The organism is Bacillus sp. H1a (assembly GCF_000633475.1).
GTDB classification, from domain to species: Bacteria; Bacillota; Bacilli; order Bacillales; family Bacillaceae_G; genus Bacillus_A; species Bacillus_A paramycoides.
The window spans coordinates 36224-59969 of record NZ_AYMH01000041.1; the positions used below are offsets into that span (position 1 = coordinate 36224).

Genomic DNA, 23746 nt, shown 5'->3' on the forward strand with positions numbered 1-23746 from the left:
AGAAATTGTGCGTGATTGGTATGGAAAAGGAAAATGTATTCAAATGGAAGTATTATCAGCCAGATATTATTTTGTTAACGGTACAACCTCAGTTTTCGTGATTTTGTGGAGATGATGGAGGAAAGAGGATTACACACAACGATTATGCGATGGGTTCATCAATATGGACCTCAATTCGGTATTGATAATTTATAAAAGGTTGATAATTTGTAATAAAGTTTGATCAAATGTCCTATATTGATATGCAGGGTTTTTACTTTTTCAGCAATCGGGTCATTTGTTGAATAATTAAATCCCTATTATTTTGCTGCGGTGAATATACTTTGGATATGTTAAGACTTTAAATAGGATAGGAGTGAATAAGTAATTATGAAACAAGCGATACGCATTCTTATTTCTGGTGCGAGCATTACCGGTCCGGCACTCGCTTACTGGCTTCACCGTTACGGCTTCGACGTGAGTGTAATAGAACGCGCACCAGCATTGCGCTCTGGTGGATACGGGGTTGATATCCGTGGTGCAGCTGTTACGGTGCTTAGACGGATGGGGATACTTGATCAAGTCCGTGCAGCTGACACAAGCATGACCGGTGTTTACTTCGTGAACAGCAAAGGCGAGATTGAAGGTCAATTAAGTGAAGCAAGTCTAGCGAACCAGCAGGGTCTGGACATCGAAATCATGCGTGATGATCTGAGTAATATTTTGTACGATTTAACTAAGGATACAATCGAATACATTTGGGGCGATTCGATTACCGCTATACATGAAACTGAAGCTGGTGTAGAAGTCCAATTTATTCATGAAAAGCCACAGACATTTGACCTGGTCATCGGTGCGGACGGGCTTCATTCTAATGTGAGGTCCCTGACTTTTGGTGACGAAGCACAGTTTAAACGTACACTTGGTTGTTATATCTCTATTTTTACCCTCGAGAATTACCTTAACCTCGACCACTGCCAACTGCTTTATACAATTCCAGGCAAAACTGTAGGTATGTATAGTGCCCGTGACAATACTGAAGCAAAAGGTATGTTCTTGTTCCAATCAGAGGCATTGAAGTACGACCGCTATGATGCAGAATCTCAAAAGAAACTTGTAGAAAATGCCTTCGTAGACCATACGGGCTGGGAAACTTCGCATATACTTAAAACTATGAAAGAAGCAACAGACTTTTATTTTGATGAGATTTGCCAGATTCACATGCCAACGTGGTCAAAAGGTCGAATTACATTGGTAGGTGATGCGGCGTATGGCCCATCACCTCTATCGGGTCAAGGTACTAGTCTAGCGCTTATCGGAGCTTATGTATTAGCTGGTGAACTCAAAGCCACGCATGACGATTATTCCCGTGCCTTTGTTACCTACGAACAAGAGATGAGAAAGTTTGTTGAGAAAAATCAAAAAATAGGGCTACTAGCTGCTGGGAGCATGGTTGAAAAATCAAGCTTTAAAATCTTTCTGCGTAATTTAATGTTGCGAGTACCCACCCTTATGGTCGTACAGTTTAAGATGATTTCGAAAATGGTAGCGAAAGCCGCTAACGGGATCGAGCTAAAAGATTATTGATATGGATATTTAAGAGGGGAGTTTTAGCCCACCTTTAATTTCTTTGCTGGGTGTTATTATCAAAAAGTAGCACGAACAAAAAAACTGCCCATTATTTAGTAACTATATAAAACCTGAAAAATTTGTGAAGTTGAAATAAAGTCGCGATGTTTTAAAAAAGTTGCGAAGCTTTGCCTCTTTTAGATATTTTAGTCTAAAGGGGTGTTTTTATTTTTAAAAGAAAAAGAACTTCTGAGATTGTTGAAGAAGATAAAAAAGTTAAATTTTGCCACGATTCTGATGTCGTATGCGAAACTGCTCTTCTTTACAGGTCAAACCTTCTGGTTTCTTTTATTTCAATATCATTTAAATCCATAATTCTTTTCCTTTTTTTGTTCACTATACGTAAGACTCTACTAGAAACAGATCTTTTTTTTATTTTTCACTATAAGTAGCTAAATATGCAGCCATCGCGTTAGAAATATCCCGAATCGGGTTTCCGTTGTTATTTAAATGTTTACACCTCTTATGTGAACCCGTTAATCTTTTCAATCCTATTTTCAATTTCGTTATTCCCCCATTAATTACAGAGACGCCCCTGTTAGTTAAATAACAATCTCAAAGACACTCATTAGAGTATCTTTTTTATCTGAAATTCACATTAAACTATTTAAACTGCATAAACGAATATAATGAAATTAAACTTTGATGGGAACCCTATTTGCTTGTGTTGTAAAAATAAACTGTTGCAGATTAAATCAGAGAAAGACACCTAAGGGTGTCCTTCTACATTTCGAATAACTTTTAGTTTCTTTGGGCTTATTTCACGTCCCAAAAGGAACACCTTTTGAGGTAATCATAATTCTATGTAAAAACACGCACACTTAAAAGAGATATTAAGAGGGGGTACGTATACTTATTTGGGGAATGAAAAGTTGAGAAAATGGTGTGTTTAGAATTTTTAACCGAAAATGTAAATTTACAGGTTATAATAAAGGGACATGAGTATAGTTTCCAGGTTTTCAAAGTGCATAGTTAACCTAGCGATGTTTATATGAAGTAACGTTAATGGTTTGAATTAACAAAACATTCATTTTAATCAGATAAAAATAAACAGATATTAACTTATATTAATGTTAATAGGATTAAAATATGGATAATAACCAATTAGCATAACAATTAAAATCAGATAGGAAGAGGATAATGAAGACCAGAGATAGTTATAAAATTATTGTAATTGGTGCTGGGACTGCGGGACTCTCCTTTACTGCACATTTATTACGTAATGTATCCCTATTTAAAGGAAGTATAGCGATTATTGATTCATCAAAAAAACATTATTATCAACCACTGTGGAGTTTAGTGGGTGGTGGAATTGTTTCAAAGGAATGTACGATGCGTGATCAAGATTCACTTGTTCCCAACGGAGCGATTTGGATTCCTAAAAGTGTTGTTAAGTTGTTTCCGTCTGAAAATAAGATTCTTTTAGATGATGAAACTATCCTTGAGTATGAAATTCTTATTGTAGCTGCCGGTATACAAATAAATTGGGGTGGTATTAAAGGATTGGGAGAATCAATAGGGACAAATGGTGTTTGTAGTAATTATTCCTATAAATATGTTGATTCTACTTGGAAAGAAATTGAAAGATTTAAAGGAGGGAATGCTGTTTTTACTCACCCCAATACCCAAATTAAATGCGGTGGTGCCCCACAAAAAATTATGTACCTAGCGGAAGAACATTTTTGTAATAGCGGAGTAAGAAAGAAAAGCGAAGTCATGTTTTATTCTGCAAACTCTAGCATATTTCAGGTTCCACGTTATGCAGATCCACTAGAAAAGGTACTAGAAAGAAAGCAAATAATAACGAATTATAATAAAAATTTAGTAGAGATTATTCCCGGAGAAAAAGAAGCTATTTTTGAGGATACGCAAACACTAAAAAAAGAAAGTGTGTCATATAGCATGTTACATGTTGTGCCACCTATGGGCCCGCCAAGTTTTATAAAAGAGAGTGATATAAGCGATCATCAAGGTTGGGTTGATATAGATCCTTATACTTTGCAGCATGTACGTTATAAAAATATTTTTGGACTAGGAGATTGTACAAATTTACCTACATCTAAAACTGGAGCGGCAATCCGAAAACAAATACCTGTCTTAAAACAAAATATTATGGATGTACTGAATGGAAGAGATATGCAGGCTAAATATGATGGGTATACATCTTGTCCAATTGTTACAGGGTATAAAAGTCTTATACTAGCTGAATTTAACTATGAACATGAGCCCCAAGAAACCTTTCCGTTTAATCAAGCGAAAGAAAGGTATAGTATGTTTTTGCTTAAAAGATATATGCTGCCATATATGTATTGGAATTTTATGTTGAAAGGAATTTTATAGGGGAAAGATAAAAGATTATTTTAAAACCTGAAAAGGAATTGGAAATAAGAAATAGGAAGGAATAACCATGCTCGTGAACTACTCACCACTTAGCAGATGCTTGAAGTGGAAGCTTCTTGGGAAGTAAGTGCTTTTACTAGCCACTTATGTTTACCAAGCTAATAGGGTAGTCCCTACCCCTAAAAATAGTATCTGTACGTTGGACACATCTACGCTACTTACTTCGCTTGGTTTTCGCATAATTCAGTAGCGGAGGACTATAGAACGTTGAAGAATTTACGTTGTAGACGAATTTCCTACAACAACCTTATATCTTCAGTTCTCAAAGAGCAATCTGTACAAGTATATGATAGCAAATATGTTGGCTTACGCCAATCGCAATTCATCTCCCACCTACCGTTGGGCTATCGTCCTGCACACGCTTGAGGAAGGAGAATTTTTTCGAGAAGTGTGGTTAAAGTGGAGAAAGTAATTAGAGACTTTGAGTCTATTGGATTAGATAATATTATTGCTTTTGCACCTTCAAAATTAATTGGGAAATTACATAGTTTAGAGAGTTATAAGGAAAAAGCATCAAATGAATTATATCCGTTAATAAAGGATGGACGTGTTAAGGTTATTGCTGTGCTTAGTAAAAAAGAATGGGATGAAGGACACCTTCATGATGCAATACTTATTGCTTTAGGTAATTTATTTGAGCAGCTAGAAGAAGTTCCTACAGGTTGCGAACGGGGGTACATTCTGCTATTGCTGCTAGTATTTTGAAAAGAGCTGGTTTAAAAGAAGTAGTCAATTTAAAAGGAGGGTTCCTTGCATGGAAAAAGTCAGGATTACCATACTATAATTAATTTAATAGAGTGGAAAAGGTAAGTAGATATAAAAAGAGGACGAATAGTTACGTCCTCTTTTTATATTATTATATAAACTACAAAATAATATCATTTAAATAAATCTTCTATTATATTAGTAGGGGATAGTGATAGAAAAGTGTGTTCCTTTTCCTAGTTCACTTTCTATCTCTATATCTCCGTTTAATTCTTTAATAATACTGTACGCAATCATAGTACCAAGCCCAGTACCCTTTTCTGTTGTTGAATAAAATGGCAAAGCAATTCGTTTTATTTGTTGAGAAGACATTCCAATTCCTGTATCAATAATATCAATTACAATATTATCTTTTATTTTTTGTATATTTATTTGTAATACTCCACCATTTTTCATAGCCTCAATTCCATTTTGTATGATATTGGTTAGACACAGTTTTAATTTCTCAGAATCAGCATTTATAAAAAGGGAGTCTACAATATTCAGTTTTAATTCAACATTCCATGATAGAGCGAGTGGTGAAATTGTATCTATTACCTGATTCAAAATGTGATTAATATCTAGTTTCTCTTTAACAATGTTTTGTGGTTTGGTTAAAGATAAATAGTTATTTATAGTAGCCTGTATTTGTTGCATTTCAATTAACATAATTTCAAAGTATTTATCTTGAGATAGTTTAGAGCGTTCCTTTTCATTTAATAACTGAGTGAATCCCTGTACCGTGGTTAGTGGATTATGAATTTCATGCGCAATAGATGCAGCTAGTTCACTAGCTATATAAAATTTTTCTGCCCTTTGCATTTTTTCTTTCATTTTAAATTTATCAATCATTCCTTCTATTAGATAAACTGATAATAATCCTGTGAAAATATTTATGACTATATAATTAAATAAAAATTCGATGAGAGTAGAGTCAATTTTCCCACCTGTATTTATTTGCGTTACAATACCGCAGATAGAAAGGGAAGTTGTACATATCAAAATAAGTAGAATACTTAATAATATCTTCTTTTCCTTGAAATAAGTAGGTGACAAGTAACGAAACATGATTGTAATAATAGAAATAATAGTAAAGATAATAAATGATGGGAAGACTCCGCTTCCACCTAAGTAAAATCTATAAGAAAGATATAAAACTCCAATACAAATAATGCTCTTTGTATTTCCATATAGAAAAACTAAAATGATAGGAATAAAGCGTAAATCATAAATAAATCCAGCATGTAAATGAAAAGGAAAAGTCATACAAAAAATAATTGCAATGGAGGAAAGAACAGAAATTAATATATTATTGTATGCAATTTTTTCTTTATGTTCCAGCCAAAATACATGATAGCTAAGGATACAAATAATAATAATAAAGGTATTTATTAAGAGCGTAGGAATTCCCATAGTTTATGCCTCTCTGATAGTTTATAAGTAGGGTTATGAATGAGTTTAATCTAGGTGTTTGGTTTTACTAGACCTTCTATCTTTATAAAGAAAGGGAAGGGCACTTGCAAAAGTGCTATTTTATTATTTATATTAGAACCGATGAGGAAGATAGAAATAAAAAGCTACTTTTAGTTATGTACAAAAAATTAAAAGTAGCTCTTGTATAGGTAAAACATGAAGTGAATTACTGGAATAGTTACGTTTTGACTGGAGTGAATATTCTGTAAAAAAACTGTGAATGACGATATCTATTTTATAACCTTCGCCATATTAACATGAAATGTATTAAATTACAAAGAAAAAAATAAAAATTATTATTTTTTTGTTAGTTTGATTTACCTAAAAACAAATAGTGTTCAACAATGTAATTTCATGATTCATATTTCATATATCTTTTGTACTATAAGATTACGTCCAATGATATGTATAATTACATCATTTGATCAATAGAAAATGTATGAAAAGAAATTTATACTAGTATTGTGTCTTGCCTCTTTAGGTATAGTACACAGCCGGTGATTGGCTAGTGGGAGTTCTTCCATTTTGCCAGTGCCGGTTTTTTGTTGGATAATAGAGAAAATGAATTCTTATAAAGAAAGAAGGGACTGTTTTGAAAGATGTAAATTCTATTTCTATGAGAGAAAAAGTTGCTAGTTTTTATCTTTATTTTATTTCTTTTCTTGGTTTGATTACTATAACTATATCTTTACTTGAAATTAAAATCCCTTCTCATCCAACAATACTAATATTGTTATTAATATTTATGGGGATTGCAGAGTATTTTCCTGTACGATTTTGGAGAGGAACTAGCTCGCTTACCTTTCCAATAATTTACGCTATGAGTTGGCAGTTCGGAATACATATAACTATTATTACTATTGTATTCGTTACGCTAATTATTCACCTGCATCGTCGTTCACCGGTACAAAGAATGCTATTTAATAGTACCCAGCATGCTCTTAGTTTGATCTTGGCAGAATGGTTTTCAAATAAATGTCTGTCGTTATTGATTAGCGGAATGGATATGTCAGCTCTGTATGAGAATTTAATATCTTTGTTATTATTTTGCGTGTTTTTTTGTTTTTTCAACAACCGTTTTTACGATTTGTTAATGGTACTCCTCCCACAGCCGTATTCGATACAACAGTGGTATAAAAAAGCCGTAACAGTATTTCTTTGTGAAACTTTTGGTGTATCTTATGCTGCTCTGATGCATGTATTAATTAGTACATATAGTGTGGAAATAAATGAGATTACAGTACTGTTTTTCTTTTTTCCACTTGTAGCAATTTCAGTTATCAGTTCTTTTTCTGTACGAATTAGGATGGAGAAGGAACGATTATACGAACTGTTTCTTATTACAACAGAAATTAGTCGTGGACTAACCGGAGGAAACTTGAAACATATCAAACAAGCACTCAAAGGTTTTTTTGGCATACAAGCATATGTAATATGGACAAAAGATGATGGAAACTGGAATCTTCTATTAAAAGATGGGAAAGTCCAACTTGATATTTCTGATCATTCAGATAAAATCGAGGCGTTTGAGGAAATCTCAAAAAATCTTGTTTTTAATGATTGGAAAACTGGTACGGCGCCTGGAGATGAAATATTTGATGATGTCATACGCTCGCTTGTATATTTTCCTCTTATTGTGAATGATGAATTAGTTGGAATGTTTGTTGCAGGAAAAAGTAGAAATGCGGGTTTTTTTCCGGAGGATGTACAATCTTTAGCTACGTTTTCTAACCAATTAGCTAACGTAGTTAAAACAAGGATATTGATTTCTGAACAGGAAAAAAGAATGATTTTAGAAGAAAGAAATAGAATTGCACGCGAAATTCACGATGGCATCGCGCAAACATTGGCGGGGGTGATATTCCAACTAGAATCCGCTAAGAAAAAATACCATGATAAACCAACCGATATGCAGCAAGTAGTCGAGAAAAGTATAAAGGATTTAAGGGGAAGCTTAGGAGAAGTCCGCTATTCTATTTATGCTTTAAAACCGTATCCGACACAGCAATTAGGGCTTAAGCAGGCAATAGCAAGTAAAATAAAATCTTTAAAACAAGAATATGAACTAGATATTACATATCATGAAAGAGGTAATTCACGTGCGCTTAGTTTTTCGAAAGAAAGAGTTATTTTTGATACATTACAAGAGAGTTTACAAAACATTGTTAAACATGCACAAGCAGAAAAAATTCATGTTTTGCTAAGCTATCAAAGTGAGCACGTGCTTTTAAAGGTTAAGGATAATGGAGTCGGTTTCTCACTATTTGAGTCTATGGTTAAAACGAAACGTGAGCCACATTATGGTATATTACATATGAATGAACAAGCTGAACAATTAGGGGCTACTTTACAGATTGATAGTTCTGTAGGGAAAGGGACAGAAATTACACTGTTAATTCCAGATTCACAAACAAGGGGTGCGTAAAATGATTAAAATATTAGTAGTGGATGATCATGCTTTTTTACGAGACGCAATTCGGAGCATACTAGAGGTTGAATCTGATATGAAAGTGGTTGGAGAAGCGAGCTCTGGGGATGAGGTATTGGAGAAAGTAGAGGAATGCAGACCGGATTGTATTTTGATGGATATTAATCTTCCAGGGAAGAACGGAATTGAAGCTACGGGATTAGTGAAAAAGAATTATCCTAATTGCCGAGTACTTGTTTTTACAATGTATGAGCATGATGAGTATTTAATGGATGCCCTTCAAGCTGGTGCTGATGGTTATTTATTGAAGGATTCATCATCGGAACAGGTAGTGGCAGCAATTCGAATGTTATATCAAGGCGATTCAGTTATTCATCCGCGTATGACGAAAAAATTAATTACATATCATCAGCAAAAAATGAAATCAGAACCAAATGAAAATGAACTGACAGAGCGTGAAAAGGAAATTCTCTTTGAACTAGTAAAAGGACTTAGTAATAAAGAAATTGCTGAAGCTCTATATATTAGTGATAAAACAGTTAAAATTCACATCAATAAAATTTTTAAAAAACTGAATGTCAAAAGTCGATCGCAAGCGGTGATTTATGCTGTTCGAAATCAATTGGTTCCGCTGGATTAAATAAAAGGTGTTTAAAAGAACTATCGTGTTTCTTTATTCTATATTACAAAGAATAAGGGGCAAGATAGTTCTTTTGTACTATGTAGACGTAGAATCGTTAGAATAAAAATACTCCTTTTGTTCAATTTTCAGAAAAATCAGAATGTGAAATAATAAAAACAGAATTATAGTTTAACCCTATTAATAATCCATTTTATGAAAATCTGTTATTGAAAATAAATTGTGGGGGGCTTTTATAGAAAAATTAAAGTGAGTGGTTAGTTATATGAGGTGTGGGGATGGTAGTAGTGTTGGAAATTCTTAATTATATGAAATAAAGGTTTAAGATTAATAGAATTTTCAATGCTAAATGGGAAGTTAAGAAGCAATTTTTTTAGAAAAATAATTTTAATAATGGGGAGATGCAATATGAAAAGAAGGAAATTTGGAAAGATTCTTATTGGAACGCTAACAGTTGGTATGCTATTGTCTCAAGGAATTCCATATAACGTATTGGCAGAAGGGGTAAATCCATCTACTTTAACTGGTATTGATGATGCAAATGCTGTATTGAAAGGACTTACAAAGGAACAACGTATTGCTTTAAAAACGTTAGATACAAAACCAGGTTTTGTTATTTCACCAGGCATCAATACAGCTAGCCCTGATAATGTGAATGTAATTGTAGAATTTAAGCAAGCGCCTAGCAAAATTGAGGTGTTAAAACAAGCGGCTAAAGGGAAAAAGTTAGCTCTTTCAAATGCGGAACAAAAGGTAGAGGCATCACATAAAGGATTTAAAACAGAGCTTGAACAGCTTCAAAAGAAGAAAGATAAAGGGACGAATTTTAAATCTGCCAAAATAACAAGAGAATATAAGAATGCTTTTAATGGTGTAGCAATGTCGTTACCAGCAAATATGATTGAAGACTTAGTTCGTACTGGTATTGTTAAGCGTGTATGGGAAGATCGTGAGGTCAAAATTGATTTGCCGAAAGAAACAGCTAAGGCGGGGATCGAGCCAAAAATGGCAGATAGTGTACCACAAATTGGTGTGGACAAGCTGCACGATGAAAAAATAACAGGCAACGGAATTAAGGTGGGAGTACTGGATACAGGTATTGATTATAACCACCCTGATTTAAATGATGCATATAAAGGATATCGTGCAAAACAAGGCGAAGATCCAAGCAAAATAGATCCGAACTCAATAAAAGGATGGGACTTTGTTAATAATGATGCTGATCCAATGGAGACAACGTATAAGGATTGGCAAAATTCTGGAGGCTATCCTGAGATTTATCAGGGAAGTGCATATTATACATCCCATGGTACTCATGTAGCTGGGACAATTGCTGCAGACAAAAAGAATAATGTAGATTATGCAGTTAAGGGCGTTGCTCCAGATGTAGATTTATACTCATATCGTGTATTAGGACCATATGGAAGTGGTCAAACAAGCGGTATTCTTGCTGCGATTGATAAAGCAGTGAAAGACGATATGGATGTTATCAATTTATCATTAGGTGCGGCTATTAATGATCCTTTATATCCTACTTCTGTGGCAGTGAACAATGCCATGTTAGCTGGTGTTGTTACAGTAGTAGCGGCAGGTAATAGTGGTCCAGGAGAAGGGACAATTGGATCACCTAGTGCGGCGGCACTTCCAATTACAGTTGGAGCAAGTGACGCTGCGATGTCTATCCCAACGTTTTCTGCCTCTGCAGGTGATTTACATGTGGATAAGATGATGCTACTTGGAAAAAGCTTTACTGATAAGCTTGAAGACTTAAAAGGTCAATCCTTATCGGTTGTATATGCAGGACTTGGGAAATCAGATGATTTTACAGGAAAAGATGTAAAAGGAAAATTAGCGCTTATCCAACGCGGTGAGATTACATTTGATGAAAAAATTAAGAATGCGAAGGAAGCAGGCGCAAAGGCTGTCATTGTATATAACAATGTTGATGGTGAAATCACTAGTTATCTTGGAGAAAGTACTTCATCTATTCCATCGTTCCGCTTAACAAAAGTAGATGGTGAGAAATTACAAGCAAACGCTGTCCAAGGGGATGTGGCTTTAGCATTTGGAGAACTTAATAATATAAAAACAGAGGGAGATCACTTAGCTGATTTCAGCTCTCGTGGTCCTGCAACTAAAACAGATGATATTAAGCCGGATATTGTAGCGCCAGGTGTGTCTATTTTCTCTACTGTTCCTGAATATATTAATGATCCAAAGGATGGAGAAAATTATCCGGTAGCGTATGGACGTATGTCAGGTACATCTATGGCAACTCCGCATACTGCAGGGGTAGCAGCACTCATTTTACAAGAACATCCAAACTATAGTCCGTTTGAAGTAAAAGAAGCACTTATGAATACTGCAGTTGATTTAAAAGAAGAGCGCTCTGTATTTGAGGTGGGATCAGGACGAATTGATGCGTATCGTGCAGTTCATGCAGATACATCTATCGAGGTTATCGATAAAACATCAAACGTTGTAAATGATGAAGAAGTAGAAATTGAAGAAAAAACAGGTTCTATTACATTCGGGTATAAAAATCAATTGGGAAATGGACCTATTAAAGATAGTCGAAAAGTCTTAATTAAGAACAGCAGTAAAACAGACGGGAAAGAGTTCAAATTAGAAGTAGAGTTTTCACCAACAAGTGTAGGTGTACAGGACGCAGCGAAGAATGGTGTGAAGCTGAACGTACAAGATTTTATTAAAGTGGCTCCTGGTACATCAGGGGAAATTAGCCCTGAAATTATCATTCCAGAAAACGCTGAATTCGGTAGATATGAGGGATATATTCATATTTCAAATAAAAACAATGAAAAAGAAGTATATCAAGTGCCATTTGCAGTTAAATTCACAGAAAAAGGGATTGCGTCTTTAGATTTACTGAGAGACGCAATGGCAACAGATGCATCAAAATTCCATCCATTTATGGAAAGACCAAGTTCACCGTTGGCATTTAAATTAAATAGTCCTCTTGAAACCATTGATGCAGTTGTGAAGGATCGAAAAACAGGAAAGGCATTAGGAGTCGTTGGTACACTTAATGCAAGCAGTCTAACACCAAATGTTGAATATATGATGTTTTCTGGTATGGGAGGGTATGTACTTCCATTCACAGGAGATCCAGCTCATCCAATCGGGGATAAACCTGTTATGTTGCCTGATGGAGATTACGAATTGAATTTCGTTGGATATGATAAAGAAGGAAAATCTTATACAAAAGGCGATAGCATTATCATTGATAATGTAATACCTGAAATGAAATTTAAGGATGTACAACCTGGTATACATGAAGTAAATGATTCCATGTTTAAAGAAGAAGACGGTCAGCGAGCATTATGGGTACATGGTAATATTTATGATTCTACAGTGGATGCATTAAAGGCAAAAGGCCTGCAGTATGACCAAAAAGCTAATCAAATTGTATATTATCAAAACTCGGCCTTTCCATCAGGTTGGCTGAATACAATTCAAGCAAATGGTGATTTTAAATTTGGAGTACTTCCAGAGGAAATAAATGAACCGTTAACTTTAAAATTATTTGGATATGACCTTGCAACTGCAGGGGATATGGCAGCAGGATTTAAAGACTATGTTTTTGTTAAAGAGGGAACGGAATACGCTGTTCCAAGCTATGACAAAGATAAAATCAAATTAGGAGAGAAAATTACATTAACTTTAAATCTCAATAATGTGAAACAACTTATGTCAGGTACATTTGAAATTCCTTATAACAAGCAGCTATTTAAATTTACAGATGTGAAACCAAATTCAGCGCTTACGGAATATGCAAAACAACATGGATTAAATCTTAAATTAGAAGATCCAAAGATAAATACAGAAGGAGCGTGGGAAAACAAGGTGAAAGTTGGTGCGTTGCTAGAAGGAAAAGAATTTAAAGGGTTAGATGGAGACTCACCATTTTTAGATGTTACATTCGAAATGACAAGCGATGAATATTTTAATGATTTAACTGCATTTGGAGCAGATAAATTCTCTTATACAAAATCTGGTGCAGCAGAAGGTGTTGAAATTCCTGTGTTTAAGGATAAATCCTTCTCTATTATTTCGAAGCATTCTACAGTTAGAGGGTATATCGGACCAGAAGCATTCTTGAATGAAGATGGTTATTTAGGTAAGAACGACTACACAAAACTAGGAGCAAAAGTGTACGTAGTTGGCAAGGATGGAAAGAAATATACAGGAACGATTGATGATCATGGACAATTTGAAATTCATAATGTTCCTGTAAGCGATAAAGAATATGATATTTTCGTAGAAATGCCAGGTCATTTAAATAGTAAACTAACAACAAAAATAGGGAAAATGCAGGATGGAGAATTAGTGGGACAAAACTTTAGAGCTGATATGGATGACAACCTTGCAGGTGATGTGAACGGCGACAAAGTGGTAGATATTCAAGATGCTAGAATAGCAGCTTTATCATATGGAAAAGGAAAAGTGACTGTAAAAGATGGCGATGTCAATCAAGATGGTGTTGTAAATGAAACAGATATTCGCTTGATAGAGAAGAATTTCTTGAAAAAGGGTCCAGATGCCAAAGAAAATCAGAAACCGAAAGAAAATGTGGGGCCAGTGACGTTAGATAAAATCTTGCGTTCCATTGGATTAGAACCAAAAAAATAAGTGGGCACAATTCTATAGTAAGCTAAACAATAAAATAATGATTTTAGAATCAAATGGGAGTTACTAATATTGGACCGGTAATGATTCATTGTAACATTACCGGTTATTCTTTAAGTAGTCTTAAAGCGATAGCTATTTGGATACTTGAATCTCTACATGAAGTAAATAATTTAAAGATGGTTAGTTTTCGTTACTGGATAAGGTATTTGCTTAATTATTATTGGTTGTGGGATGGATATGTAGTTTGAACTTTAATAATGGGGGGACTTGTGAAATGAGTATTAAGAAAAAACTGGGTATGGGTGTTGTAACTGCAGCTCTTGGTCTATCTTTAATTGGTGGAGGTACATATGCGTACTTCAGTGATAAGGAAGTATCACAAAACACGTTTGCAGCTGGTACCTTAGATTTGAGTGTTGATCCTAAAGTTGTTATTGATATAGATAATCTTAAACCGGGTGACGAAATGGAACGAGGGTTTCAACTAGTTAACAAAGGTACATTAGCGATAGGAGATGTGAAGCTTCTGACTGATTACACTGTAATCGATGATAAAGGAGATAATGGAAATGCTGATTTGGGTGATCATATCCGTGTTGATTTCTTGTGGAATTTGGATAAAAATGAGGTTCCAATATGGTCGACTACATTATCTGATTTGAAGAAAGGTACACAAAATGGGAATATTCCTGATCTTGTGCAAAAAGGTATTTTAGACAGAGAAGAAAACGGACTTGCCCCAGGGGATGATGATACCTTCTATGTGATGTTCACATTTGTAGATAACGGCGAAGATCAAAATGTGTTCCAAGGAGATGCATTACATCTAAATTGGACTTTCAACTCAATGCAGACAAAAGGTGAAGAAAAGTAAAAATAATGATTGGTTTTGGTGCAAAAATAACAGAGAATAAAGCGCATATATTCCTAATGATGATCCCCCCTAAAGGGGCAAGCTGACTAATGTCAGTGGGATTCTTGCTACCAAAGGCGAAGTCTTCAAAGAGACTCCGCCTTTTCAACGTACAATGAACTTCAACAATTACTAGCTACCTCCTATACATTGTTCCTCATTTACCAACCTGTTTATGCTTATTTCAAACTTCGCAACAGAACCTGAAATATGTTATAGCAATTACTTATTGAAGTCATACTTACTCTTTAATATTTCTATAGTCTTCCTCAAAAAAACGATATTCCATAAAGTCTTAATGGCGATGGGTGGGACCACAATTAAAGTTTTTTAAACCTAATTGGACTTACCATTAAGAGAGCGAGGATTAATGTAATCCATGCATTGCTATATGAAAACAACCCCATACCAGCCAATGTTAATCCAGCAGCTGGAATAGGTAATCCCTTAAAATATCCAATAGTTGGTTTAACACTAAATTTAGCTAATCTTAAAGCACCCATCGTTGGGAAAAGGATAAATGCCAAAGAAGTTAAAATAGATGGTGTTGCTATCGAATGAAATAAAAGTGCAGGAGCAACTCCGAAACTAACAATATCAGCTAAGGAATCTAATTCTACACCAAACTCACTGTTCACTTTTAATTTTCTTGCAATCCTTCCATCAAGAAGATCTAGAACAGCTGACAAGAAAATGAAAATGGAGGCTACTACCAAATAGTCACTCATATTCATGGTAATTGAAAAAACACCGCACAATAAATTTCCAATCGTAAATAAATTCGGTACAGCTTTTACTACCTGATTGAACAAGGTTGTCCCTCCTAAGTTGATCAAACTTCACATTTATGTAGCATTTTCTATATATTCTTCCGTTATTCTTAAAAATATATGACCACTGTACGCTACGTAAATTTCGACAAGAGAAAAGTCGATTTCCTGTACGTTATATTGGATTATAAAAATGTTGGATCATTTTCGGTACGCGTTGTTGTACATTAGCACCCGATAGTTGAAGTATTGGGTAGTCAAGCATTTTCCTCCGGCTGGTAGATAAGACCAACCACTCTCGTTTTAGATGTATTGGTTTTTATAAGTTTAAGATTGATCCTGTCCGTAATTTTTTTAAATAAAGGTAGTCTACTGCGTAGAACTACAGGAAACACATTAATCCAGGTTTTGGTGCAAAAACTTCAAGGTAATTACAAATCATCTCTAAAACTTGGACATACAGATACTATTGCTCTAAATAGGTGTGTAATCGGTATGGAAAAGAAAAATTGGTTCAAATGGAAGCACTATCAGCCTGATATTATCTTATTAACGGTAAGATGATACCTACGGTACAACTTAAGTTTTCGTGATTTGGTGGAAATGATGGAGGAACGGGGTTTATCCATTTCTCATACAACGATTATGCGTTGGGTTTATCAATATGGTCCTGAATTGGACAAACGGATCCGACGTTACCTCAAACAAATAAATGACTCTTGGAGAGTCGATGAAACATATATCAAAGTAAAGGGTCAATGGATGTACATGTATCGTGCTGTTGATTCGAACGGAAACGATTTTTGCCTAAGCAAAACAAGAGATCATAAGGCTGCAAGGCGCTTTTTCAAGAAAGCTTTGCGGTCTTTTCATGTTTCAAAGCCACGTGTGATAACAGTCGATAAGAATCCAGCTTATCCTATAGCAATTGGACAGTTGAAAAAAGAAAAGCATACCTAACGGTATGCGACTTAGACAACAAAAGTACTTGAATAAAATAGTAAGATCATCGCATTATAAAGAAGCGAATCCGTTAGGAATATACGTGCTTTATTCTCTTTTGTTTTATTTTTGCACCAGAATCTTAATTATCATGAGTTACTATTTATAAAAATCACTAGTGCTAAGGAACAACTATATATTATTAAATGTAGTATAGCTATTTAGAAAGTAAGCAAATATTATTTGATATGAGAAACCCCGTTTTGATAAACAGGGTTTTATCTTTTTAAAGAGGTCCTGCCCTATCTCTATAAACTTCAAATTTTTTTGCATCCCAAAACGAAGAATTTTATGGCTTTTATAGAAATAAGATTCATTTTCATCGTTTTAGGGATAACTTGTTTCCCTAAGTTGATGTGCATGGACGCTACCCCTAAAACTAGTAAAAAAGTGTTAAATTAACGCTTATTTATTCTTTCTTTAATTACAGATTATTTTTATCATTGTTTAAAATGTGTTATAAACCTGTTCACAAGTTGCGGCTGTTGGTTGAAAAAAACAGTGCTTTTTAAAACGCCCCACAAAAGGCTGATTATACCATTGTTGAGGACAATCACCTGGTGGCCTAAAATACCACAAACTAAATTTCCCAGGCCAGAACCTCTCTCCATTGATTACTCGACGAGCTAAGCTTTTTTCACTTTCTCTTGCTCTTTGATAGAAATAACCGTGAGTAACAGCTTCAAACGCGTGTTCTTGGAAAATCATTTGTCTAATGGTACGAAGGTTTTTAAAATCGGAACAATTAGCTCTTATTCGGTTAATTCCTACATTTCCGACGAGCAACATACCCTGGGTTCCTTCTCCTTCGGCTTCTGCTCTCAGTAATCTTGCTAAAAGTGCAATATCTGCATCTGTAGCGTTAACAACTCCCATGACTTCACCTCCATTATATTTTCTTCTTATAGTATTGTTTATTAGTCAGGATAATGACTTTTTTACATAATATAAGTTGTTATGTCTACGAAGTATGAAAGAGAATTACTCTTATATATAAGGGGGATGATAAAATTGTTATGCAAAATATTTTTTCGTACAATTGGAAAGAAAAGCTAACAAATCTTTTATTATCTGTGTTTTGAGGATATTAGGAGATTTGTTGTGCAGTCAATGAATTTGGGGTATTGAATGTGAACTAATATTTAAAGGTTTACTTTCAAATTAAACCGAACAGACCAAAAATAAGGAAGTTCTTTTACACTACAAAATGAATTTATTTTAAAAGCGCAGATGCATTTTATGGATTTTATTGGAAATCGAATGTAAAAATAGGTTATCATCGTACAATAAAGTTGTATAGGTGTATTATAATGAAAAAACTTTCTTTCGTTTTAGTAGTACTATTAACTTGTATACTAGTATTTAATGTTTATGCTAGTGAAGCAGATACAACTAAAAGTGCTACAGAATTAAGTGAATAACGTATTGCAACAGCAATTGAAAACGTTTGGGACAAATATGATTTAGCTAGTTTTCAAATTGGTATCACTGATCCAATAATTTGGATTGAAACAGAAAAAATGGACTATAAGAAGGAATGGTTGACATACTTGAAAAAGAATGTAAGTAACTCTGATTTAGAACACTATAATATTGAAATTTCGGAGAGGAAATAATACGTAATTTCATTAGACAAGAAATAAAAGGCATTAACCAATACAGTGTAGAGGTTAATGCCTTTTATTTTAATTTAAATGTAATAATTTAGTTAAAAACATGTCCATTAGATAAAGAAGCATTAGATGTACTATTATTTTGTAATTGTAGTTTGAATGCTGTTCCTGATTTAGTTAAAATCCTGTATTAAAATAAAAACAGACTACTGGTCGAGTTAAATGTTCCAGGTTATAATGGTTAGGGTTTATGCCTGAGTAAATATTTTTATAAGAAGTGAGGTAGTGTATGAAAAAAAGAACCACAGACATTATTTTTATTATTATTGGTGCATTCCTTTTTGCGTTAGGTGTGAATTTGTTTGTTATCCCGAACGAGTTCGGTGAAGGAGGGGTAACGGGTATCACGATTATTACCTACTATTTATTTGAATGGTCACCAGGCTTAGTCAACTTAATTTTAAATGCGATTTTGTTAATAGTTGGCTACAAATTTTTGAATAAGGTAACAACAATTTATACGATTATTGCTGTAGTTACCAACTCGCTTTTTCTTCATCTGACAGAAGGCTGGAATATTGCTTCGAATGAAATGCTGGTAAATGCCATTTTTGGAGGAGTATTTATAGGATGCGGGATTGGTCTAATCATTCGTGTTGGCGGAACAACAGCGGGTACTACCATCTTAGCAAGGATGACGCATAAGTATTTAGGATGGAGCATTAGCTATGGTCTGTTGTTTTTCGATTTAATAGTTGCTTTTTCATCTTATTTCATCATTGGTGCAGAAAAGCTGATGCTGACAATTATTATGTTATATGTAGGAACAAAAGTGATGGAATTTGTAATCGAAGGTTTGAATCCGAAAAAGGCCATTACGATTATTTCTGATAAACCGAATGAAATTGCCGAACAGGTGACTACCTTAATGGACAGAGGGGTTACCGTATACTCAGGTCATGGTTATTACACAAAAACCCCGAAGGACATTCTTTATATTGTTATTAATAAGCAAGAAGTAATGAAGTTAAAACGGATTGTTCAATCTACTGATACGAGTGCTTTCATCGCTATACACGATGTTCGTGATGTGTTTGGGGAAGGATTTGTTGATATTTCTAAGGCTTAATAAGAGGTTATTTTAAAAGAGTTAGAATTTGTAGAGTTGGTATTAGCTAGATGCCTACCTGTTTTAATTAATCGTTTGTTATTGTCAATATAAACGATACAATTTGAAATTTTGTTTTTTACAATACGTTTATGAACTAAGTGTAAATTGAATTATATAGCGAATAAGATATAATTTTATTATAAGCAACATGTTTTCGTTATCGTTTCTGTGACAGGTAAGAAGGGAGACTCTTCTTTAGCTGGATTAGTAATTGGTTTCACATTAGTATTAGTTCACTTATTAGGTATTCCGTTAACTGGAACATCTGTTAACCCAGCTCGTAGCATTGCCCCAGCTTTATTTGCGGGCGGAGAAGCAATTTCTCAATTATGGGTATTTATCGTTGCACCAATCCTTGGTGGTGTCGTAGCCGCTTGGGTAGGTAAATACGTTTTAAGTACTGAAAAATAGAAAACTTGCAAATTACTAGTATAAAAATACGAACACTCTTTATTGGGGTACGACCTATGTATACATTTATTTGGGGCGTATCCCCATGCCCATCATACCATATAGTATATTAGTTCTATATGGTATTTAAAATACGGAAGGTATCTATGTATTAAATAATCCGCGATAATGTCATTTTAGATTAAAGTATGAAAATTATAGATAATCTAGTAAAAGGAGGGACGGGAAATAATGCCAAAGATAGAGCCCCTTAAAAATACCGAAACAGACTCTGGCAAAAATTTTGGCGCAAACAGTTAAAACCGGGATTATTAAATCAAATCTGATTCCAATGTTTGCTGGATTGACATTGGCATTATATACATATCAGATTAGCTTGTTTGAGAAACTTCCAGAAATAATATTTGCTTTGATTGGCTCTATTTTAGTAATGGGCGCAGCAGGAGCTTTTAATAACCTTGTATGATCGTGATATTGATTCTATTATGGAGAGAACAAAAAATAGACCAACTGTGACAGGAGAAATAAAACCCAAAGCTGTATTATGGCTAGGCACTTTAATGACCATCTTGGGGTTGTTTTCTCTTGCATTAACAACTCTGCTAGCAGCATTCTTAGGGTTTTTAGGCTTATTTTTTTATATTGTCCCATATACAATGTGGAGTAAAAGAAGAACAATTTATAATACGGAGGTTGGAAGTATTTCAGGAGCAATGCCCCCCTCATTGGATGGGCTGCTATTTATCCAGATATTACACATCCTGCTATTCTTGGTCTTTTTGTGATTACAGTTATTTGGCAAATGCCTCATTTCTATGCCATAGCTATTCGCAAACACGATGAGTATAAGGCTGCTAAAGTTCCTATGCTTCCAGTAGTCAAAGGTTTTAAAAGAACATATATGCAAACCAATATTTATTTAATCATTTTAATTGCAATGAGTTTCCTTTTTGGCTCTTTAAGCCTTGGCCTTATGTTAGTAGCACTTCTTTTAAGTATTTTATGGCTCGTCTTAAGTATCTTCGGTTATAAAAAAATGGATTCAGAGAAATGGGCAAAATCAATGTTTGTTTATTCCCTTCTTCATATGACTATCTTGTTTTCGACTGTAATTATATATTCTCTTATGGGCATTTTTTTTGATTTATAAAAATTATAATTTTGTAGTCGTAACACGAAAAAAACACTATTCTTTCGGTAGAGTATAGGAAAGGGTGGTGTTTTTGATATGAATTTATCGATTGTTGATGAACTAGAATTGTTTTTTAAAGAGTTGCAACAATATATGTCATCACATGCTTTGGAGCAGTTAGCTAGAAAAGCAGGATTTGTTTAACGAAAAAGTAAATACCGCGTACAAGATTTAGTGGCCCTATGTATTTGGTTAAGCCAAAACATAGCTCATACTTCATTGACATAATTATATAGTCGCCTAGAAGTTAAAACAGGCATTTCTATGAGTTCAGAAGGACTTAATCAACGTTTAATCCCCAGGCTGTTCAGTTTTTACAACAACTCTTAGCACATTTACTTCACTAACAATTTTGTTCTTCTAGTAAGATTTCAACTTTGTATACAAACTATTTAAATTTCCTGTTTTTTTTATAGGTGTCATTCCATAGAGCGAGAAAATGCTTAAATACAAAGCGACTGCACCCAATCGTTTTAGCAATTAATATTTCTTGTTTCTTATTTGGATAGATACGAAATTTATATGCTTTATTTACTAACATGGGTTGCACCTCACTTTTTTTGTAGGATGCCTACAGTATACTAAAAGATGTAGGCTTATGCCTACCGACCTTCACACGCTTAAGGAAGGAGTATTCTGTCAGAAAACGATAAAAAAAGATTCCTATTGGAATCTGAACCTTTTTACTATGTATCATTTTTTTGCACCAAAACCCATTTTATTTTGTAATAAGGTTATCTAATTATCTTCCTCTTCTTCAATAAATAATTCACTTTCTTCATTATATAATTCACCTGCTTTATATACACTAAAAGACAAAACTATTACAGATAAAATAACCAAGACTACCCAATAACCAATATTATATACCGCAAGTGTTACTGCTATAACACTTAATAGTATAGTTGAAATAAAACCCCACATTATTTTTTTATCTTTCAGAACTTTATAATTCATGATTCTTTTATTTATCTCCTTTCATCTCCATCCAATTTTGTTCAATGTTATTCATGATAGTTTGCTGCATTTGCAGGTTAAAATCATGAATAGCATTAGGACCAAGCATAGAGTTATAAAAGTCTGCATGTTTTGCTATACCCTCAAATCCGCCTTTTTCAACGCTTTACACCTCCTTGTTCGTTATCGGTATAATAAACGACAAGTTTCAATCTTTTGTTTTTTATTTTACATTCTCGTCTTAAATGTAAATTGAATTGTGTAGAAAAAACGATATAATTTCATTATAAACAACATTGATTAATTGTAAACTACAAGTTGTTAGTTATCTGTATTTTCTGTTGTATAAATACTAGGAGGAATAATTTAAAATGTTTACAGTCAAGCAATTTTTCAAACAAAAGATGGTTCTAGGTGGCCTTTTAGGCATCATGGCTGCTGTTATCATCGCTAGTTTTGCTTTTATGGGTTCAACTGTTAATCCTGTACCAAAAGACTTGCCAATTGCTATGGTAATACAGGATACCGGTACGAACCTACCAGGACAAGGGAGTGTAAATTTAGGAAATAAAATAAAAGAGCAAGTCTTACAAAATAAGCAAAACACAATTAAATGGACGTTCTTACAAACGAAAAAAGATGCATTGCAAGGGATGAAGGAGAAGAAGTATTACGCTGCCATTATATTTCCACCAGAAATGTCCCAGCAACTTGTATCACTGACCACACCTAAGGGACAACAAACTGAGGTGCAAATTTTGGTGAATCAAGGGCTAAACTATAATGCCTCAATGATTTCGAACCAAATGATCGATAAGCTCATTGGAGAGATAAACGAAAATATCCGTCATATCTTGCTTGATCAACTTTCACCCCAAAATACGACACTAACAACTGAACAGGCAAAATTATTAGCAAGCCCATTAATTGTTAAGACCGAGTTGATTCATCCAGTTCAATCGCATACAGGAAATGGAAATGTCCCTGTTATGCTGACACAAATTTTATGGATTACTACTCTGATCAGTTCCTTAATCTTATTTATGGCTGCGGAAAAGTTTACAAACGGACGCATGACAGGTAAATCAGTTCTATCACAGATCCTTGCAGGTTCTGTTTTCGTGATAGTAATTGCAAGTTTAATCCTTTTCATTGCTCATACCATAATCGAGGTAAACATACCAAACCAAGGAGAAATTCTACTATTGTTCTTTTTCTTTGGCTTCATGTTCTTCCTGTTGCAAAGTGCATTACTGAACTGGGTTGGGCGTCTTGGGGTACCAATATTAATGATAGTCTTCTTCTTTTCTATGCCAATTTTATCATTGGCATACGAATTTCTTCCCGATGTGACAAAACACTGGTTATATTCTTGGAGTCCTTTTAAGTACAGTGTAGAAGCATTGCGTAGCAGTTTCTTTTTTGAAGGGTATGGAATGAGCTCATATGTTCAGACGATGGGGCTCATTGGGCTTGTATCTCTTATAATTATGGTACTGTCTGTATTCAAAAAAGATAAACAAAAAGGTTCTATATCTACTGAGTCAGTGTAGATGGAATAAATCTATAGCTAAAGAGATACAAGAGAAATCCCTTGTATCTCTTTGGCTTTTATGCACTCGACTTTATTCAGTGTCATTAAAAAGGAATTAGAACATCACATAATTCCTTTTATCGAATAATAAATAAGTGAAAACTTGAAGAAACGGGTCTTAGAAACTCCATAATTTATTAATCCATTACATTTTATATAAATGATATGACGGACTAAAGT

13 protein-coding genes and 9 pseudogenes are annotated in these 23746 nt (G+C 34.2%); 15 read left to right on the forward strand and 7 right to left on the reverse strand.

The window, feature by feature from the left end; genetic code table 11:
• Window positions 1–20: 20 nt before the first annotated feature.
• Window positions 21–174, forward strand: a pseudogene (locus tag U860_RS33685) (IS6 family transposase); the annotation flags it as partial.
• Window positions 175–369: 195 nt separating this feature from the next.
• Window positions 370–1566 (forward strand): FAD-dependent monooxygenase, encoded by a 1197-nt coding sequence (locus U860_RS0118435; protein WP_025149669.1) that lies wholly within the window; start codon window positions 370–372, stop codon window positions 1564–1566.
• A 414-nt stretch (window positions 1567–1980) separates the two neighbouring features.
• On the opposite strand, the gene U860_RS36870 is transcribed toward U860_RS0118435, so the two are convergent.
• Entirely contained in the window at window positions 1981–2109 is a 129-nt protein-coding gene (locus U860_RS36870; protein WP_275887059.1) for a hypothetical protein, read from the reverse strand.
• 639 nt (window positions 2110–2748) lie between these two features.
• Between U860_RS36870 and U860_RS0118440 the strand changes: the two genes are divergently transcribed.
• The gene (locus U860_RS0118440) at window positions 2749–3948 is read left to right on the forward strand and encodes an FAD/NAD(P)-binding oxidoreductase (RefSeq protein ID WP_025149670.1); all 1200 of its coding nucleotides are present in this window, start codon (window positions 2749–2751) and stop codon (window positions 3946–3948) included.
• A 453-nt stretch (window positions 3949–4401) separates the two neighbouring features.
• Window positions 4402–4796 (forward strand): annotated as a pseudogene (locus tag U860_RS36525) (rhodanese-like domain-containing protein); the annotation flags it as partial.
• Window positions 4797–4911: 115 nt separating this feature from the next.
• On the opposite strand, the gene U860_RS0118450 reads toward U860_RS36525, so the two are convergent.
• Window positions 4912–6165: an ATP-binding protein gene (locus U860_RS0118450; protein WP_025149672.1), complete on the reverse strand. Its 1254-nt coding sequence runs from the start codon at window positions 6163–6165 to the stop codon at window positions 4912–4914.
• Window positions 6166–6817: 652 nt separating this feature from the next.
• Between U860_RS0118450 and U860_RS0118455 the strand changes: the two genes are divergently transcribed.
• From U860_RS0118455 to U860_RS37035, 5 genes and pseudogenes are all read left to right on the forward strand, one after another.
• On the forward strand, window positions 6818–8650 hold the full coding sequence (locus tag U860_RS0118455) for a GAF domain-containing sensor histidine kinase (protein WP_025149673.1): 1833 nt from the start codon (window positions 6818–6820) through the stop codon (window positions 8648–8650).
• A 1-nt stretch (window position 8651) separates the two neighbouring features.
• Complete coding sequence (locus tag U860_RS0118460; RefSeq protein WP_002175152.1) at window positions 8652–9293, forward strand: response regulator transcription factor; 642 nt, start codon at window positions 8652–8654, stop codon at window positions 9291–9293.
• Between the two features lie 408 nt (window positions 9294–9701).
• A complete protein-coding gene (locus U860_RS0118465; RefSeq protein WP_025149674.1) occupies window positions 9702–13943 on the forward strand; it encodes a S8 family serine peptidase in 4242 nt (1413 codons plus the stop codon).
• A 274-nt stretch (window positions 13944–14217) separates the two neighbouring features.
• On the forward strand, window positions 14218–14817 hold the full coding sequence (locus U860_RS0118470) for a TasA family protein (protein WP_025149675.1): 600 nt from the start codon (window positions 14218–14220) through the stop codon (window positions 14815–14817).
• A 111-nt stretch (window positions 14818–14928) separates the two neighbouring features.
• Window positions 14929–15000 (forward strand): annotated as a pseudogene (locus U860_RS37035) (IS6 family transposase); the annotation flags it as partial.
• A gap of 176 nt (window positions 15001–15176) precedes the next feature.
• Here U860_RS37035 and pssA read toward each other — a convergent pair.
• Complete coding sequence (gene pssA / locus U860_RS0118475; RefSeq protein WP_025149676.1) at window positions 15177–15668, reverse strand: CDP-diacylglycerol--serine O-phosphatidyltransferase; 492 nt, start codon at window positions 15666–15668, stop codon at window positions 15177–15179.
• A 453-nt stretch (window positions 15669–16121) separates the two neighbouring features.
• On the opposite strand from pssA, the pseudogene U860_RS31705 reads away from it, so the two are divergent.
• Window positions 16122–16660 (forward strand): annotated as a pseudogene (locus U860_RS31705) (IS6 family transposase); the annotation flags it as partial.
• A 415-nt stretch (window positions 16661–17075) separates the two neighbouring features.
• Here the strand turns inward: U860_RS31705 and U860_RS0118490 are convergent.
• Complete coding sequence (locus U860_RS0118490; RefSeq protein WP_002175158.1) at window positions 17076–17504, reverse strand: cell wall hydrolase; 429 nt, start codon at window positions 17502–17504, stop codon at window positions 17076–17078.
• A 1026-nt stretch (window positions 17505–18530) separates the two neighbouring features.
• On the opposite strand from U860_RS0118490, the gene U860_RS0118500 reads away from it, so the two are divergent.
• The 4 genes and pseudogenes from U860_RS0118500 to U860_RS33700 form a co-directional block, all read left to right on the forward strand.
• Entirely contained in the window at window positions 18531–19370 is an 840-nt protein-coding gene (locus U860_RS0118500; RefSeq protein ID WP_002175160.1) for a YitT family protein, read from the forward strand.
• A gap of 198 nt (window positions 19371–19568) precedes the next feature.
• Window positions 19569–19823, forward strand: a pseudogene (locus U860_RS0118505) (aquaporin); the annotation flags it as partial.
• Window positions 19824–20079: 256 nt separating this feature from the next.
• Window positions 20080–20973: pseudogene (gene cyoE, locus U860_RS31710) on the forward strand (heme o synthase).
• 78 nt (window positions 20974–21051) lie between these two features.
• Window positions 21052–21359: pseudogene (locus U860_RS33700) on the forward strand (IS4 family transposase); the annotation flags it as partial.
• Between the two features lie 53 nt (window positions 21360–21412).
• On the opposite strand, the pseudogene U860_RS33705 reads toward U860_RS33700, so the two are convergent.
• The 3 genes and pseudogenes from U860_RS33705 to U860_RS36530 all read right to left on the reverse strand — a co-directional run.
• A pseudogene (locus U860_RS33705) lies at window positions 21413–21556 on the reverse strand (helix-turn-helix domain-containing protein); the annotation flags it as partial.
• A 197-nt stretch (window positions 21557–21753) separates the two neighbouring features.
• Window positions 21754–21972: a hypothetical protein gene (locus U860_RS31715; protein ID WP_025149677.1), complete on the reverse strand. Its 219-nt coding sequence runs from the start codon at window positions 21970–21972 to the stop codon at window positions 21754–21756.
• A gap of 19 nt (window positions 21973–21991) precedes the next feature.
• Window positions 21992–22120, reverse strand: a pseudogene (locus U860_RS36530) (TetR/AcrR family transcriptional regulator); the annotation flags it as partial.
• Between the two features lie 223 nt (window positions 22121–22343).
• On the opposite strand from U860_RS36530, the gene U860_RS0118535 reads away from it, so the two are divergent.
• Window positions 22344–23525 (forward strand): ABC transporter permease, encoded by a 1182-nt coding sequence (locus tag U860_RS0118535; RefSeq protein ID WP_025149678.1) that lies wholly within the window; start codon window positions 22344–22346, stop codon window positions 23523–23525.
• The last annotated feature ends 221 nt before the right edge of the window (window positions 23526–23746 follow it).